This window comes from Streptomyces sp. NPDC002896, assembly GCF_040295225.1.
GTDB lineage: Bacteria > Actinomycetota > Actinomycetes > Streptomycetales > Streptomycetaceae > Streptomyces.
In genome coordinates this window covers 265,329-280,402 of sequence record NZ_JBEOVA010000007.1, presented here as the reverse complement: position 1 = coordinate 280,402, position 15,074 = coordinate 265,329, and the positions used below count along the sequence as shown (strand labels likewise).

General features: G+C 69.6%; 17 protein-coding genes and 4 tRNA genes. 15 read left to right on the top strand and 6 right to left on the bottom strand.

Annotated features, from left to right (window positions below; translation table 11 throughout):
• Positions 1-93 precede the first annotated feature (93 nt).
• Positions 94-175, top strand: a tRNA-Tyr gene (locus ABT009_RS15120).
• A 114-nt stretch (positions 176-289) separates the two neighbouring features.
• On the opposite strand, the gene ABT009_RS15115 is transcribed toward ABT009_RS15120, so the two are convergent.
• The 3 genes from ABT009_RS15115 to ABT009_RS15105 form a co-directional block, all read right to left on the bottom strand.
• Positions 290-718 carry a nuclear transport factor 2-like protein gene (locus ABT009_RS15115; RefSeq protein WP_351293542.1) on the bottom strand — a complete coding sequence of 143 codons (429 nt, stop codon included), beginning with the start codon at positions 716-718 and terminating at the stop codon, positions 290-292.
• 170 nt (positions 719-888) lie between these two features.
• A complete protein-coding gene (locus tag ABT009_RS15110; protein WP_351293539.1) occupies positions 889-1,545 on the bottom strand; it encodes an NAD(P)H-binding protein in 657 nt (218 codons plus the stop codon).
• Positions 1,546-1,763: 218 nt separating this feature from the next.
• Entirely contained in the window at positions 1,764-3,104 is a 1,341-nt protein-coding gene (locus tag ABT009_RS15105; RefSeq protein ID WP_351293536.1) for an amidohydrolase family protein, read from the bottom strand.
• A gap of 385 nt (positions 3,105-3,489) precedes the next feature.
• Here ABT009_RS15105 and ABT009_RS15100 point away from each other — a divergent pair.
• The 6 genes from ABT009_RS15100 to ABT009_RS15075 all read left to right on the top strand — a co-directional run bounded on the left by ABT009_RS15100 (position 3,490) and on the right by ABT009_RS15075 (position 6,222).
• Positions 3,490-3,562 (top strand) — tRNA-Thr (locus ABT009_RS15100).
• A gap of 46 nt (positions 3,563-3,608) precedes the next feature.
• Positions 3,609-3,681, top strand: a tRNA-Met gene (locus ABT009_RS15095).
• 88 nt (positions 3,682-3,769) lie between these two features.
• The gene (rpmG, locus tag ABT009_RS15090) at positions 3,770-3,934 is read left to right on the top strand and encodes a 50S ribosomal protein L33 (protein WP_003948671.1); all 165 of its coding nucleotides are present in this window, start codon (positions 3,770-3,772) and stop codon (positions 3,932-3,934) included.
• Between the two features lie 157 nt (positions 3,935-4,091).
• Positions 4,092-4,544: an FAS1-like dehydratase domain-containing protein gene (locus ABT009_RS15085; RefSeq protein WP_351293533.1), complete on the top strand. Its 453-nt coding sequence runs from the start codon at positions 4,092-4,094 to the stop codon at positions 4,542-4,544.
• A complete protein-coding gene (locus ABT009_RS15080; protein ID WP_351293530.1) occupies positions 4,541-4,981 on the top strand; it encodes a MaoC family dehydratase in 441 nt (146 codons plus the stop codon). Before ABT009_RS15085 ends, ABT009_RS15080 begins: the two co-directional genes overlap by 4 nt.
• A 185-nt stretch (positions 4,982-5,166) precedes the next feature.
• Entirely contained in the window at positions 5,167-6,222 is a 1,056-nt protein-coding gene (locus ABT009_RS15075; RefSeq protein WP_351293527.1) for a UDP-N-acetylmuramate dehydrogenase, read from the top strand.
• Positions 6,223-6,274: 52 nt separating this feature from the next.
• Here the strand turns inward: ABT009_RS15075 and ABT009_RS15070 are convergent, their stop codons facing one another.
• From ABT009_RS15070 to ABT009_RS15060, 3 genes are all read right to left on the bottom strand, one after another.
• A complete protein-coding gene (locus ABT009_RS15070; protein ID WP_351293525.1) occupies positions 6,275-6,907 on the bottom strand; it encodes an NAD(P)-dependent oxidoreductase in 633 nt (210 codons plus the stop codon).
• A gap of 28 nt (positions 6,908-6,935) precedes the next feature.
• Entirely contained in the window at positions 6,936-7,958 is a 1,023-nt protein-coding gene (locus tag ABT009_RS15065; RefSeq protein WP_351293522.1) for an adenosine deaminase, read from the bottom strand.
• Positions 7,959-8,096: 138 nt separating this feature from the next.
• On the bottom strand, positions 8,097-9,323 hold the full coding sequence (locus tag ABT009_RS15060) for a pyridoxal phosphate-dependent aminotransferase (RefSeq protein ID WP_351293519.1): 1,227 nt from the start codon (positions 9,321-9,323) through the stop codon (positions 8,097-8,099).
• A 226-nt stretch (positions 9,324-9,549) separates the two neighbouring features.
• Here ABT009_RS15060 and ABT009_RS15055 point away from each other — a divergent pair.
• The 8 genes from ABT009_RS15055 to rplL all read left to right on the top strand — a co-directional run bounded on the left by ABT009_RS15055 (position 9,550) and on the right by rplL (position 14,834).
• Positions 9,550-9,622 (top strand) — tRNA-Trp (locus tag ABT009_RS15055).
• A gap of 107 nt (positions 9,623-9,729) precedes the next feature.
• Positions 9,730-10,017, top strand: coding sequence for a preprotein translocase subunit SecE (gene secE, locus ABT009_RS15050; RefSeq protein ID WP_351293516.1), 288 nt, complete (start codon positions 9,730-9,732; stop codon positions 10,015-10,017).
• A gap of 77 nt (positions 10,018-10,094) precedes the next feature.
• The gene (gene nusG / locus ABT009_RS15045) at positions 10,095-10,949 is read left to right on the top strand and encodes a transcription termination/antitermination protein NusG (protein ID WP_351293513.1); all 855 of its coding nucleotides are present in this window, start codon (positions 10,095-10,097) and stop codon (positions 10,947-10,949) included.
• A 164-nt stretch (positions 10,950-11,113) separates the two neighbouring features.
• Positions 11,114-11,548, top strand: a complete 435-nt coding sequence (rplK, locus tag ABT009_RS15040) for a 50S ribosomal protein L11 (RefSeq protein WP_067282281.1) — start codon at positions 11,114-11,116, stop codon at positions 11,546-11,548.
• 75 nt (positions 11,549-11,623) lie between these two features.
• Positions 11,624-12,349: a 50S ribosomal protein L1 gene (rplA, locus tag ABT009_RS15035; protein WP_351293510.1), complete on the top strand. Its 726-nt coding sequence runs from the start codon at positions 11,624-11,626 to the stop codon at positions 12,347-12,349.
• Between the two features lie 219 nt (positions 12,350-12,568).
• The gene (locus tag ABT009_RS15030) at positions 12,569-13,465 is read left to right on the top strand and encodes an SCO4651 family lipoprotein (protein WP_351293507.1); all 897 of its coding nucleotides are present in this window, start codon (positions 12,569-12,571) and stop codon (positions 13,463-13,465) included.
• A gap of 327 nt (positions 13,466-13,792) precedes the next feature.
• Positions 13,793-14,323: a 50S ribosomal protein L10 gene (gene rplJ / locus ABT009_RS15025; RefSeq protein WP_181659076.1), complete on the top strand. Its 531-nt coding sequence runs from the start codon at positions 13,793-13,795 to the stop codon at positions 14,321-14,323.
• A 124-nt stretch (positions 14,324-14,447) separates the two neighbouring features.
• Complete coding sequence (rplL, locus tag ABT009_RS15020) at positions 14,448-14,834, top strand: 50S ribosomal protein L7/L12 (RefSeq protein ID WP_181659077.1); 387 nt, start codon at positions 14,448-14,450, stop codon at positions 14,832-14,834.
• Positions 14,835-15,074: the final 240 nt, after the last annotated feature.

The following is a 15,074-nucleotide window of genomic DNA, read 5'->3' as shown; positions in this document are numbered from 1 at the left end:
TCAATAGGGTGGCGAAGCACCCCCGTGCATCGGGTATCGTTTACGTCGTTGCCACGGAGCACAGCGAAAGCGGCTCAATGGCAGCAATCCCCCGGCGGTGTGCCCGAGCGGCCAAAGGGAGCAGACTGTAAATCTGCCGGCTCAGCCTTCCCAGGTTCGAATCCTGGCGCCGCCACGCTGAGGGAAACCCCCTCCGACTGCGACTACGCAGATCGGAGGGGGTTTCTTCATATGCCTGGGCCTGCTCGAGTCCGCGCGTCCCGTCGGGCTCGTGGCCGGTGGCCGCCGCTCACGGCTGACGTACATCCATCCTGCTCACCCGCCCGTCCGTCGTGAAGGAATAGACGTGTTCGACCGGGGCGTCGGCCCAGTGGTCGCCCGTCTCGTCGCGCATGCCGGTCCGGACTGTCCCGACGACCTTCCGGGATCCGCCCGGGGACGCCGCCGCGCCCGGCTCCTTTTCGTCGAGCCGCAGCCCCTCCAGTCGTACGAGAGGCGTTCCGGCGGCGAACTGGCGTGCCCAGTACGCGCGTACCTCCTCGTGGCCGTGGAGGCGGACGCCGTCGAGGACGTTCGGCCAGTCCACGTCCGGGGCGAGCGCGACGGCCAGGACCGCCTCGCGCTCATCGGTGCTGAACACCTCGTACATCCGATGGAGCAGGACGGCCTGCTGCGCCGGTACTTCCTGTTGCTGCCTCAGGGGATCGTCGGTGCTCATGGGCGGGCGCTCCTCGCTCGGAAAGAGGCGTGACGGACGTGTGGCGTCGAGAGGGCCGGATGCCTCAGCCAAGCACCGGCCCTCTCCGGGGCCTTCCGGGTTGCGTCCACAGCGAACGCCTTACGCCGAAGGCGAACGGAACCCTCGCCGTGCCTCAGTTCCTCGCCACCTCAGTTCCCCGCCACGGACTTGACCGCCACCGACACCGGCGCCGAGCCGCTGATCAGCTCCAGCGTCAGGCCCGCCGTCGCCGGCGTGTCGACCAGTTCCGCCAGCACCGCCGCAACGTCGTCCCGCGGGACCGGCCCACGCCCGGTGTGGGCCTCCAGGCGTACGAGACCGGTTCCGGCGTCGTTCGTCAGCATCCCGGGCCGGAGGATCGTCCAGTCCAGGTCCTTCCGCCCGCGGATGTCGGCGTCGGCCTCGCCCTTGGCCCGCAGGTACGCGTCGAAGACCTCGTCGCCCTGGTGGGCCGGATCCGCGCCCATCGACGAGACCACCAGATACCGCCGTACGCCGGCCCGTTCCGCCGCGTCCGCGAAGAGAACCGCCGCCGCGCGGTCCACCGTGTCCTTGCGCGCGGCGCCGCTGCCCGGCCCCGCGCCCGCGGCGAAGACGGCCGCGTCGGCGCCCCGCAGATGCTCCGCAACCTCCTCCACGGGAGCGGACTCGAGGTCGCACAGAACCGGTTCGGCCCCCGCGGCCTCCAGGTCGGTGGCCTGATCGGCGCTGCGGATGAGCCCCGCGACCTCGTCCCCGCGCGCGGCGAGCAACCGCTCCAGCCGCAGCGCGATCTGACCGTGCCCTCCAGCAATGACAATGCGCATGCTTCCGACCGTACGCCGGGCCGCACGAGTTCGCCGCGCGGCTCGTTCGCGCGCCCGCAGTCGCCGACTCGCCCACCCCGCCCGGCGAGTTGAGCCGGCCGGGCCGCACGACCGCCTCGCAGTCCGCCCGCCCCGGGCCGCCCGAGCACAGCCCTCACGACGCGCCCGCGCGACGCACCCTCACGGCACAGACAGCACGGATGGCACTCGGGCGGCCCTCACGGCGAATCGCAGCCCTTCGAGCGCCCCTGGCGCGGCAGGTCCAGCGCCACCGCAGCCGCCGAGTCGCAGTACTCGCGCACCGCGCTGGTCCGCGCCACCACGCGCCCCCGATGTACCACGATGCGGCTGTACGCGAGCGAGAGCGCGCCCGCGAGCTGATCTCCCCGGACAGCCAGCAACTCGGCCGGAAAACCCGCTTCCACACGCACCTCGGGCAGTCCCAGCACGGCCCGGGCCCGGGCGCTCACCGTGTCGTAGGCGTCCTCGGGTCGCAGCCCCTCCTGCGAGGCGAGCAGATACGCGGCCTCCAGTGGATCTCCGCGCCCGACCGGATTGGACACGTCCCGAAGAGCGCCGCTGCCGGCCGCGACGCGCACCCCGGCCGCCCGCAGCAGCCGTACCGGAGCCGCGCAGCCCCCCAGCACGCCACCGCCCCCGCACCCGCCCTGCGGGAGGCACACCACGGCCACTCCGGCCGTGGCGAGCTGGTCCGCGCTGCGCGACGCCGTCTGGGCGGGCAGCCGCCCGAGCCGGGTGCACGGCCCGATCGTCACTCCGGGCCGCAGCCCGCCGACCATGGCCGCGAGTCGGGAGAGCCGCGCCGGATCGCCCGCGTCGGTGTGCAGATCGACAGGGCAGCCGTGCTCGGCTGCAACCTCAAGTACCGCCTCCACGTATCCCGCCGGATCGGGGTCGAGGTCGGGACAGCCGCCGATCACGGAGGCGCCCATCTTGACCGCGTCCCGCAGCATCGCGAGCCCGTCCGCCCCGGCGACGCCCGTCAGGAGCCGAGGCACCGCCACCGTCGTCAGATCGACCAGTCCGCGCAGCGACCGGCGTGCCTGGAGCACCGCCTCCATCGGCCCGAGCCCCTGCACATCACCGATCCGCACGTGCGAGCGCAGCGCCGTCGCGCCGTGCCCGAGCTGCAACAACGCGGCCTCGGTGGTCCGCCGCTGCACGTCCTGCACGTCGTACGAGACCGGCCCTGGCGTCTCGGCCGAGAGCGCCGTGTCGCTGTGTGCGTGCGGCTCCGCGGGTGCGGGCAGCAGGAGATATCCGGCCAGGTCGACGCGGGCAGCGGGTGCGGTCAGGCTGCCCGCCGTGCCGACCGCCTCGATGCGACCTCCGCCGAGCCGCACGTCCACCGTCCGGCCATCGGTCAGGCGTGCGCCGCAGAGCAGCAGTGCCGTGCCGTCGCCGACCGCCCGATCACCTTTGCCGCTGCCCGACCGGCCCGACGAACCGGACGAGCCCGCGGATCCCGGGGAGCCCGACGGGCCCCCTGAGCCCGAGGTGCCGGAGGAGTCGGGCTGCTGCGGCTGGCTGTCGGGCATCGCGCTCCTGGGGCTCGGGGACGGCTGCAGGCGTCATGTCGAACGCGGCGACGCGCGCAAGATCACGCAGCGTGAGTCGAGCCTATGGCGAGGGCTCGTCGGCTTCGAGGAGGAGCGCAATAGTCGTACCGGCGTGGTGCGACCTCGCTGAGGCTCGTTGCGTCGTGACGCGGGTGTGAAGAGCTGCGGTGCGACGGCGGGGCCGGGCGAGGCAGGGGGGACCCGCGGCGTGGCGGCAGCGGCTGGTGAGACACCTGGGCGCAGAGAGAGTCCGCTGGTGCGGGGCCGCTGGGGGTTCGCAGGCGGCATCCTCACCGCTGCACGGCAGGGCCGGGGAAACGGATTTGGGCGATCGGCGGGCGAGCGTGTAATGTCTTCATCGCTCGCCCCAATAGCTCAGTCGGCAGAGCGTCTCCATGGTAAGGAGAAGGTCTACGGTTCGATTCCGTATTGGGGCTCTGGTGTGTAAGGCTTTTCGTCTCGACGGGAGGCCCTCCACATCACAGCGGTGTAGCTCAGTCGGTAGAGCAAGCGGCTCATAATCGCTGTGTCACCGGTTCAAGTCCGGTCACCGCTACTCTTAGTAGCCGATTGTGGGGTCGGTCCTTCGATCGGCTACTCTTTTCTGCGTTAAATGACCCATCCGTTCGTCAAGGAGCACTCACGTGGCTGCCACCGACGTCCGCCCGAAGATCACGCTGGCCTGCGTGGAGTGCAAGGAGCGGAACTACATCACCAAGAAGAACCGGCGCAACAACCCGGACCGTCTTGAGATGAAGAAGCACTGCCCGCGTTGCAATGCGCACACCGCGCATCGCGAGACGCGATAAATCAGGCTCGTACGCGAGGCCGTCCCCTCTCCGGGGACGGCCTCGCGTCGTTCCGGGGGTGGCCTCGCGTCCCCACCGGGGCATCCGTGGAACCCTGACCGGGCAGCCGGCCGGTGCGAGCCAGTGAAAGCCGTGGAAACCAGGAGGTGCCGAGCCCATGGCGCTCGACCAGTCCTTCGTCGGGCGGTCCTACCCGCCCACCGACCCCTATGAGGTCGGCCGGGAGAAGATCCGCGAGTTCGCGGAGGCGGTGGGAGACGCCAACCCCGCGTACACCGACCCGGACGCCGCCAAGGCGCTCGGCCACGCCGATGTGATCGCGCCGCCGACCTTTGTGTTCGCCATCACTTTCAAGGCCGCGGGCCAGGTCATCGCCGACCCGCAGCTCGGCCTGGACTACAGCCGCGTCGTGCACGGCGACCAGAAGTTCGCATACACGCGCCCGGTGCGTGCGGGCGACCGGCTGACGGTCACCTCAACCATCGAGGCCATCAAGTCCCTGGCGGGCAACGACATCCTGGACATCCGCGGCGAGGTCCACGACGAGGCCGGCGAGCACGTCGTGACGGCGTGGACCAAGCTCGTGGCGCGTGCGGCGGAGGAGGCATGACGGTGAGCACCGTGGCGAAGATCGCATACGACGACGCCGAGGTCGGCACGGAACTGCCGGCCCAGACCTTCCCGGTGACCCGCGCGACGCTGGTGCAGTACGCGGGCGCCTCCGGCGACTTCAACCCGATCCACTGGAACGAGAAGTTCGCCAAGGAGGTCGGGCTGCCGGACGTCATCGCGCACGGCATGTTCACCATGGCCGAGGCAATCCGTGTTGTCACCGACTGGGTGGGGGACCCGGGCGCCGTCGTCGAGTACGGCGTGCGGTTCACCAAGCCGGTCGTCGTCCCGAACGACGACGAGGGCGCGGTGATCGAGGTCAGCGGCAAGGTCGCGGCCAAGCTCGACGACAACCGCGTACGCGTCGATCTGACGGCCACCTCCGGAGGCCAGAAGGTGCTGGGCATGTCCCGGGCGGTCGTACAGCTGGCCTAGAGGAGCGGCGCGGGCTCGTGCCGTAGAGCACACAGGTGTCACCAGAGGTAAGGGGCGTCCTCCATGGCGGGGCGCCCCTTACCGGCCTCGAGCAACGGCCTCCACGCTTGGGCCGCTGCTCGCGAGCACGGCCCCGCGAACGGCCCCGCCCTGACCCGCGGGGCCGTTCTCGTACCCTGGTGCGCGTGCAGGAACTCCACGACGCCCCACTCGCCCCGCTGACCACCTTCCGTCTCGGCGGCCCCGCGAGCCGCCTGATCACGGCGACCACTGACGACGAGGTGGTCGCCGCCGTCCGCGAGGCCGATGAGGCAGGCACCCCGCTGCTGCTCATCGGCGGCGGTTCGAACCTGGTCATCAGCGACGAGGGCTTCGCCGGCACGGCCCTGCGCATCGCGACGCGCGGCTTCGCACTCGATGGCCCGGAGCTGGAACTGGCCGCCGGCGAGGTGTGGACCGACGCGGTGGCCCGTACGGTCGAGGCAGGTCTGGCGGGCATCGAGTGCCTGGCCGGAATCCCCGGTTCCGCCGGTGCGACGCCCATCCAGAACGTCGGCGCGTACGGTCAGGAGGTCTCGTCGACGATCACCGAAGTGATCGCGTACGACCGCAGGGCGCGCGAGACGGTCACGATTCCGAACGCCGAGTGCGACTTCTCGTACCGCCACAGCCGCTTCAAGGCTGATCCCGAACGGTTCGTGGTGCTGCGTGTCCGGTTCCGGCTGGAGGGCGCCGAAGGGCTCTCCGCTCCGCTCAAGTACGCCGAGACGGCCCGCGCCCTGGGTGTGGAGCCCGGCGACCGCGTACCGCTCGCCGACGCCCGCGAGACCGTGCTCAAGCTGCGCACGGGCAAGGGCATGGTGCTCGACCCCGAGGACCACGACACCTGGTCGGCCGGGTCGTTCTTCACCAACCCGATCCTCACCGCGCAGGAGCTCGCGGCCTTCCACGCGCGCGTGGCGGAGCGTCTGGGCCCGGACGTCACCGCGCCCGCCTATCCCGCGGGTGACGGCTTCACCAAGACCTCTGCCGCCTGGCTCATCGACAAGGCAGGGTTCCACAAGGGCTACGGCGACGGTCCCGCCCGGATCTCCACCAAGCACACGCTGGCGCTCACCAACCGCGGCTCCGCCACGACCGAGGACCTGCTCGCCCTCGCCCGCGAGGTCGTCGCCGGAGTACGGGACGCCTTCGGCATCACACTGGTCAACGAGCCGGTGACGGTGGGCGTCAGCCTCTGAGGGGACTTGACCCGAGACCCGCTGCTCAGGGGCCGCGGGTGAGCGGCCTCGATCAGTAAGCGACCCCGACCCCCTGCCGCACGGTCGCCGCATCGCCGGTCATCGCCAGCATCGCGTGTGCGACGTCCGCGCGCCCGATGGTCCTGCCGCTGCGCGGATTGCCGCCGACGACCGTCCTGTACGTGCCCGTCAGCGGCCTGTCCAGCAGCCTCGGCGGGCGTACCGACGTCCACTCCGTGGCGCTGTCCGCCAGCTCCTCCTCCATGATCCGCAGATCGGCGTAGACGCTGCTGAATACGACGTTCACGACGCCGACGAACGCACGGTCGATCAGCGGCTGGCCGTCCGGCATCGGTCCGAGCGGTGACGCGCTCACCACCAGCAGCCGCAGGGTCCCTTCCGCCTCCAGCGCCCGCAGCACCGAACGAGTCAGCTTCGACGTGATCCCGGCATCCGCACGCGTGCGTGCCCCGAGGCCGGAGAGGACGGCGTCCCGCCCCGCCACAGCGGCGCGCAGCGCCTCCGGGTCCGTCAGGTCCGCGCGGTGCACCTGGAGGCCGGAACCCGTGACGGTGAGCCGCGCGGGATCGCGCACCACGGCCGTCACGTGGTGGCCCGCCGCCAGCCCCTGACGGACGATCTCCTGCCCGACACCGCCGGTGGCGCCGAACACCGTGAGCCTCACTGCGCACCTCCTCGCCGGCCCAATGCGGTCAGCCGGCCAGCCACGCGTCGATCCCCGCCAGCATCTTCTCCTGTACGCCCGCGGGGGCGGCCGAGCCGCGGACCGACTGCCGTGCCAGTTCGGCCAGCTCGGCATCCGTGAAGCCGTGGTGCGTGCGCGCGATCTCGTACTGTGCGGCCAGCCGCGACCCGAAGAGCAGCGGGTCGTCGGCGCCCAGCGCCATCGGCACCCCGGCCTCGAACAGCGTCCGCAGCGGCACGTCCTCGGGCTTCTCGTACACGCCGAGGGCGACGTTCGACGCCGGACACACCTCGCAGGTCACTCCGCGGTCCGCGAGCCGCTTCAGCAGGCGCGGGTCCTCCACGGCCCGCACGCCGTGCCCGATGCGGTGCGCGTGCAGGTCGTCCAGGCAGTCACGCACGGACGCCGGGCCGGTCAGCTCCCCGCCGTGCGGCGCGGACAGCAGCCCGCCCTCGCGCGCGATGGCGAAGGCACGGTCGAAGTCACGCGCCATGCCCCGCCGCTCGTCGTTGGACAGCCCGAAGCCCACGATGCCGCGATCGGCATAGCGCACCGCGAGCCGCGCCAGCGTCCGGGCGTCCAGCGGGTGCTTCATACGGTTCGCGGCGACCAGGACGCGCATACCGAGCCCCGTCTCGCGCGAGGCGCTGTCCACGGCGTCCAGGATGATCTCCAGGGCCGGGATGAGACCGCCAAGGCGTGGCGCGTAGGACGTCGGATCGACCTGGATCTCCAGCCACTCCGAGCCGTCCTTGAGGTCCTCCTGGGCAGCCTCGCGCACCAGCCGCTGGATGTCCTCCGGCTCACGCAGACAGGCCCGCGCCGCGTCGTACAGCCGCTGGAAGCGGAACCAGCCGCGTTCGTCGGTGGCCCGCAGCTTGGGCGGTTCCCCGCCGGTCAGCGCGGATGGCAGGTGGATGCCGTACTTGTCGGCCAGTTCGAGCAGGGTGGTGGGCCGCATCGACCCGGTGAAGTGCAGATGCAGATGTGCTTTCGGCAGCTGACTCACATCACGTACTACGCGCTCCATCCAAGGATCTTGCCGCAAGCAGGTGTCGTCCGGTAGCGGCTTTCCCCGTTCGTGGCTTGCCCGAACGAAGAAACGGGCCGCCTCCCTGGAGGGAGACGGCCCGGACGCGCGCGTGGAGCGCGAAAACCGGAAGGAACGTCAGTCGCGGGCCTCGGCGAGCAGCTTCTGGATCCGCGAGACGCCCTCGACCAGGTCCTCGTCGCCCAGCGCGTAGGACAGCCGCAGATAGCCCGGCGTGCCGAACGCCTCGCCCGGCACCACCGCGACCTCGGCCTCCTCCAGGATCAGCGCGGCCAGCTCGACCGTGTCCTGCGGGCGCTTGCCGCGGATCTCCTTGCCGATCAGGGCCTTCACCGACGGGTACGCGTAGAAGGCGCCCTCCGGCTCCGGGCAGACGACGCCGTCGATCTCGTTGAGCATCCGCACGATCGTCTTGCGGCGCCGGTCGAAGGCCTCACGCATCTCCGCCACGGCCGTCAGATCGCCGGAGACGGCGGCGAGGGCCGCGGCCTGCGAGACGTTCGCGACGTTCGACGTGGCGTGCGACTGCAGGTTCGTGGCGGCCTTCACGACGTCCTTCGGGCCGATGATCCAGCCCACACGCCAGCCCGTCATCGCGTAGGTCTTCGCCACACCGTTGACCACGATGCACTTGTCGCGCAGCTCGGGCAGCAGCGCCGGCAGCGACACGGAGGACGCGCCGCCGTAGACCAGGTGCTCGTAGATCTCGTCGGTCAGCACCCACAGGCCGTGCTCGACGGCCCAGCGGCCGATCGCCTCGGTCTCGGCCTCGCTGTAGACGGCGCCGGTCGGGTTCGACGGCGACACGAACAGCACGACCTTCGTACGCTCCGTGCGCGCGGCCTCCAGCTGCTCCACGGAGACCCGGTAACCGGTCGTCTCGTCGGCGACGACCTCGACCGGCACACCGCCGGCCAGCCGGATCGACTCCGGGTAGGTCGTCCAGTACGGCGCCGGGACGATGACCTCGTCGCCCGGGTCGAGGATCGCGGCGAAGGCTTCGTAGATGGCCTGCTTGCCGCCGTTGGTGACCAGGATCTGCGACGGGTCGACCTCGTAGCCGGAGTCGCGCAGGGTCTTCGCGGCGATCGCGGCCTTCAGCTCGGGCAGGCCGCCGGCCGGCGTGTAGCGGTGGTACTTGGGGTTCTTGCAGGCTTCGACAGCCGCCTCGACGATGTAGTCCGGGGTCGGGAAGTCGGGCTCGCCCGCGCCGAAACCGATCACCGGACGGCCGGCGGCCTTGAGGGCCTTGGCCTTGGCGTCGACGGCGAGGGTCGCGGACTCGGAGATCGCGCCGATGCGGGCGGAGACCCGGCGGTCGGTGGAAGGAGTTGCAGCGCTCATACACCCCATCGTTCCAGACCGGAAACCGGCGCGGCACACGGGTTTCACACACCGGGCACTGCGGGACGGAGCGGGGCGCGCAGCGGGGGAGTGAGTGGGACCTGCCGCTTTCTGTTCGACGACCGGCTCCAGAACACGTACACTCTCTTCCCGTTGGCCTTCACCGGCCGTACTCGTCCCACGCACTCCGTGCATGTGGATGGATGCGGTACGTTGGGGGAACCAAAGGGTCGTAGCTCAATTGGTAGAGCACTGGTCTCCAAAACCAGCGGTTGGGGGTTCAAGTCCCTCCGGCCCTGCTACACACACCTTCGCCAGGATGTGTGCGCATGTACGTACTGCAATGCACCGCCGTGCGGCTCCACCGGGCGCGGCACGGCCACGACCCGGAATCAGGTGAGGACGAGTGACGGACGCCGTGGGCTCCATCGACATGCCTGATGCCCAGGACGAGGCGCCGGAGTCCAGGAAGAAGACCCGCAAGGGCGGCAAGCGCGGCAAGAAGGGCCCGCTGAAGCGGCTCGCGCTCTTCTACCGCCAGGTCATCGCGGAACTCCGCAAGGTCGTCTGGCCTACTCGCAGCCAGCTGACGACATACACCACAGTGGTGATTGTCTTCGTCGTCATCATGATCGCCCTGGTGACCGTGATTGACTATGGGTTCAACCAGGCCGTCAAGTACGTCTTCGGCTGAGCCGAGAGCGGAGGGCGCCGTACTCGGCGCCCATTTCGCGTGTTCCACCCCTATGTATCCAGGAAGAAGCAGCCACAGTGTCTGACCCGAACCTGAACGAGGCGATCGAGCCGGTCGAGTCCGCTGAGGACGAGCTCGACATCGTCGAGGCGGCGGACGCCGTGGACCCGGACCAGGCCGAGGCTGCCGACGCCGCTGCCGGAGAGCCCGCCGAAGAGGCCGCCATCCACGTCGTGGACGAGGACGAGGCCGGTGCCGAGGACGAGGCCCCCGCAGCGGGCGCCGAGGCCGAGGCCGAGGAGGAGACCGAGCCGGTCGACCCGGTCGTCGCGCTCCGCGAGGAGCTGCGCACCCTCCCCGGTGAGTGGTACGTGATCCACACCTACGCGGGCTACGAGAACCGCGTGAAGACCAACCTCGAGCAGCGAGCCGTCTCGCTGAACGTCGAGGACTACATCTTCCAGGCCGAGGTGCCGCAGGAAGAGGTCGTCCAGATCAAGAACGGCGACCGCAAGACCATCCGTCAGAACAAGCTCCCCGGCTATGTGCTGGTGCGCATGGACCTGACGAACGAGTCCTGGGGCGTCGTCCGCAACACCCCCGGCGTCACCGGCTTCGTGGGCAACGCCTACGACCCGTACCCGCTGACCCTGGACGAGATCGTCAAGATGCTCGCCCCGGAGGCCGAGGAGAAGGCCGCTCGCGAGGCCGCCGAGGCCGAGGGCAAGCCCGCTCCGCAGCGCAAGGTCGAGGTCCAGGTGCTGGACTTCGAGGTCGGCGACTCGGTCACCGTCACCGACGGCCCGTTCGCGACGCTGCAGGCGACCATCAACGAGATCAACGCCGACTCGAAGAAGGTCAAGGGCCTCGTCGAGATCTTCGGCCGCGAGACCCCGGTCGAGCTCAGCTTCGACCAGATCCAGAAGAACTAGTAGCTTCTGGAACAACTGCCTCCGACCAGGTCAGGCGAGCTGCCAAAGCTTGTCTGACCTGCTCGGTTTCAGGCCGCGCAGCCATACCCGTTATCGTTGTGCGGTATGCCTGGTGCCCGGGGCCAATCGGGCACAAGGAAGATCAGAAGAGGACAGGACCCGGAATGCCTCCCAAGAAGAAGAAGGTCACGGGGCTCATCAAGCTCCAGATCCAGGCCGGCGCAGCCAACCCGGCCCCGCCGGTCGGCCCCGCGCTGGGCCAGCACGGCGTCAACATCATGGAGTTCTGCAAGGCCTACAACGCCGCGACCGAGTCGCAGCGCGGCTGGGTCATCCCGGTGGAGATCACGGTCTACGAGGACCGTTCCTTCACCTTCATCACCAAGACTCCGCCGGCGTCGAGGATGATCCTCAAGGCCGCGGGCGTGGAGAAGGGCTCCGGCGAGCCGCACAAGACCAAGGTCGCGAAGCTGACGCGTGACCAGGTCCGCGAGATCGCCACCACCAAGATGCCCGACCTCAACGCCAACGACCTGGACGCCGCCGAGAAGATCATCGCCGGCACCGCCCGTTCCATGGGCATCACGGTCGAGGGCTGACCCCAACCTCCGTAGTAACCGTGGGAGGGCCCGCTCGGCCCACACCACGACTCCTCAGAACACACAGGAGCAGCAGTGAGCAAGCGCAGCAAGACTCTCCGCGCTGCGGACGCCAAGATCGACCGGGAGAAGCTCTACGCCCCGCTCGAGGCCGTCCGTCTCGCCAAGGAGACCTCCACCACCAAGTTCGACGGCACCGTCGAGGTGGCCTTCCGCCTGGGCGTTGACCCGCGCAAGGCCGACCAGATGGTCCGTGGCACCGTGAACCTTCCGCACGGCACCGGTAAGACCGCCCGGGTCCTGGTCTTCGCGACCGGTGACCGTGCCGAGGCCGCGCGTGCCGCGGGCGCCGACATCGTCGGCTCCGACGAACTGATCGACGAGGTCTCGAAGGGCCGTCTCGACTTCGACGCCGTCGTCGCCACCCCGGACCTCATGGGCAAGGTCGGCCGCCTCGGCCGCGTGCTCGGTCCCCGTGGTCTGATGCCGAACCCGAAGACCGGCACCGTGACCCCGGACGTCGTCAAGGCTGTCAACGACATCAAGGGCGGCAAGATCGAGTTCCGCGTCGACAAGCACTCGAACCTGCACTTCATCATCGGCAAGACCTCCTTCGAGGAGGCCAAGCTGGTGGAGAACTACGGCGCCGCGCTGGAGGAGATCCTCCGTCTGAAGCCGTCCGCCGCCAAGGGCCGCTACATCAAGAAGGCCGCCATCAGCACCACGATGGGCCCCGGCATTCCGCTCGACCCGAACCGCACCCGCAACCTCCTCGTCGAGGAGGACCCGGCCGCCGTCTGAGCCTGAAGCGCTCACGGCAGCCGCGTCGCGCACGGGCTGAAGTGGACGGGCCCCGCACCTTTCGAGGTGCGGGGCCCGTCCCCGTTTTCGCCCGTGACCTGTCTGTTTCACCTTTGGCCTGTTTCGCTCGTCCCCGTTGTGCCCGTCAGCCTGTCCGGACGCGGGTGTCAGTGGCCTGCGCTAGCGTGCGGGACCAGGAGCGTCGGAGGGGCGGGACGGATGAAGAGCACGACTGCGCGGTGCTTAGCCCTTTCGGTCGCGGTGTCCGCCGCTCTGACGACGGCAGGCTGCGACTCCTCGGGCGACTCGGACGCGGACGACAGAGCGTCCGGGCACAAGGGCCGCGGCCCGCACGTAGGCTCCGTCGCCGCGCTGCGCACCGTTGCGAGAACCACCGACCAGGCCGATTCCGCCAAGGTCGAGTCGACGACGATCATGGGCACGACGATGTCCCTGACGGCGGACGGTGCGCTCGGCTGGGCCGACGGTCTCCAGGGCACCCTGACGATCACGTACACCGGCGGACAGGTGGCCGACACGATGCGTCAGCTGGGCAGCACCTCGATGGAGGCCCGGTATCTGCACGACGCCTATTACGCGCGGATGGGCGACAGGTTCGCGGCGCGGGCGGGCGGAAAGCACTGGATCAAGTACGAGTACGAGGCCCTGGCGGATCTGGCCGGCGGCTCGGGCGCGTATCTGAAGGACCAGATGCAGAACACCACCCCGAACCAGTCAGTGAAGCTCCTGCTGGCCTCCGGGGACGTGCGGAAGGTCGGCGAGGAGAAGGTCCGAGGGTCCACGACGACGCACTACTCGGGCACGGTCGACGTCACCGAGCTGGCGGGCGGGGACTCGTACCTCGACGACGACCAGCTGGCCGACCTGAAGCGGCAGCTCGAGCAGGCCGGCATCACCACGGAGAAGGTCGACATCTGGGTCGACGACGAGGACCTGCTGGTGAAGAAGACCGAGAAGGCCGAGACGACGACCGGCACCGTGTCCTCCACGGCGTACTACAGCGACTACGGCAGCCAGGTCTCGGCCGAGGAGCCGCCTGCTGCCGACACCGCCGACTTCCGGGACCTCGTCGGTCGGGAGCAGCCGGCGAGCTGAGCGCCCGGAGCGATCCCCACGGCCACGAGGACCGGGCCGATCCCCACCATTGGGGTCGGATTTGCTCGACGGGGAGCCGTTCGCGTACTCTTCCCCAGAAGCCAAAGACCGCTGGTCGTTGCCGTGCCCTCGCAAGAGAGTGCGGTGGCCGAAGGATCCGCTGAACTGCGGACGACCCGCGCAGGTGACAGTGGAAGTGCTCCCGGATGGGATCCCTCGCGGATGTCGTTCTCGGTCGAGCTCACGCCCCGTGCGCCTGCGCCGGGGCGTTTCGTTTTAAGCCTCCTTCTGAGCGGTCCTCATCACCCGGAAGGAGGCCGACGCTCTATGGCAAGGCCCGACAAGGCTGCCGCGGTAGCCGAGCTGACGGACCAGTTCCGCAGCTCGAACGCCGCCGTGCTGACCGAGTACCGGGGTCTCACCGTGGCGCAGCTCAAGACGCTGCGTCGTTCGCTCGGTGAGAACGCCCAGTACGCCGTGGTGAAGAACACGCTGACCAAGATTGCGGCCAACGAGGCCGGGATCAACACGCTCGACGACCTGTTCAACGGTCCGACGGCGGTTGCCTTCATCACCGGTGACCCGGTGGAGTCGGCGAAGGGTCTTCGTGACTTCGCCAAGGACAACCCCAACCTCGTCATCAAGGGCGGTGTCCTTGACGGCAAGGCGCTGTCCGCCGACGAGATCAAGAAGCTTGCGGACCTCGAGTCCCGCGAGGTTCTGCTCAGCAAGCTGGCCGGTGCCATGAAGGGCAAGCAGTCCCAGGCTGCCGCGCTCTTCCAGGCGCTGCCGTCGAAGCTCGTCCGCACCGTGGACGCGCTTCGCGCCAAGCAGGCCGAGCAGGGCGGTGCCGAGTAATTCGGCTCGCACATTGACCGCCGCCTGAGGCAGTACGCCTGAGGCAACGGTCGAAGCGGGCCCAACGTACGCCCGCCGACATGTACATCCGGCACCAGCCGAATTAGTGGAAGGATCGCCCATCATGGCGAAGCTCAGCCAGGAAGACCTGCTCGCGCAGTTCGAGGAGATGACCCTCATCGAGCTCTCCGAGTTCGTGAAGGCGTTCGAGGAGAAGTTCGACGTCACCGCCGCCGCCCCGGTCGCCGTTGCCGCCGCCGGCGCCCCGGGTGCCCCGGCCGCCGAGGCCGCCGAGGAGAAGGACGAGTTCGACGTCATCCTCACCGGCGCCGGCGACAAGAAGATCCAGGTCATCAAGGTCGTGCGCGAGCTGACCTCCCTGGGCCTGAAGGAGGCCAAGGACCTCGTGGACGGCGCCCCGAAGCCCGTTCTCGAGAAGGTCGCCAAGGACGCCGCCGAGAAGGCCGCCGAGTCCCTCAAGGGCGCCGGCGCCTCCGTCGAGGTCAAGTGACCCGACGAGTCGTAGCCACGCCCCGCTAGGCGGGGACCGGCTCGGCTCAGGCGTGCGAGCGCTGTCAATGCGCTGTTGACGCATACGCACTGAAGGGCGATCACCCATCCGGGTGGTCGCCCTTCGGTGTTCCCGGCCTCCAGCGAGGGATGCCTTGCACTGTCGTCCGCGGCGAGTATGGTGATCTTCGTTGCGCCTCCGGGCGCCGGGTGACGGACTCCACGTGACAATCGCAGCACC

Coding starts and splice junctions, on each gene's coding strand:
- ABT009_RS15115 (WP_351293542.1), bottom strand. CDS start 718: ATGAGCACCGACGATCCCCTGAGGCAGCAACAGGAAGTACCGGCGCAG.
- ABT009_RS15110 (WP_351293539.1), bottom strand. CDS start 1,545: ATGCGCATTGTCATTGCTGGAGGGCACGGTCAGATCGCGCTGCGGCTG.
- ABT009_RS15105 (WP_351293536.1), bottom strand. CDS start 3,104: ATGCCCGACAGCCAGCCGCAGCAGCCCGACTCCTCCGGCACCTCGGGC.
- ABT009_RS15085 (WP_351293533.1), top strand. CDS start 4,092: ATGGCGCTCGACCAGTCCTTCGTCGGGCGGTCCTACCCGCCCACCGAC.
- ABT009_RS15080 (WP_351293530.1), top strand. CDS start 4,541: ATGACGGTGAGCACCGTGGCGAAGATCGCATACGACGACGCCGAGGTC.
- ABT009_RS15065 (WP_351293522.1), bottom strand. CDS start 7,958: ATGGAGCGCGTAGTACGTGATGTGAGTCAGCTGCCGAAAGCACATCTG.
- ABT009_RS15060 (WP_351293519.1), bottom strand. CDS start 9,323: ATGAGCGCTGCAACTCCTTCCACCGACCGCCGGGTCTCCGCCCGCATC.
- rplK (WP_067282281.1), top strand. CDS start 11,114: ATGCCTCCCAAGAAGAAGAAGGTCACGGGGCTCATCAAGCTCCAGATC.
- ABT009_RS15030 (WP_351293507.1), top strand. CDS start 12,569: ATGAAGAGCACGACTGCGCGGTGCTTAGCCCTTTCGGTCGCGGTGTCC.
- rplJ (WP_181659076.1), top strand. CDS start 13,793: ATGGCAAGGCCCGACAAGGCTGCCGCGGTAGCCGAGCTGACGGACCAG.
- rplL (WP_181659077.1), top strand. CDS start 14,448: ATGGCGAAGCTCAGCCAGGAAGACCTGCTCGCGCAGTTCGAGGAGATG.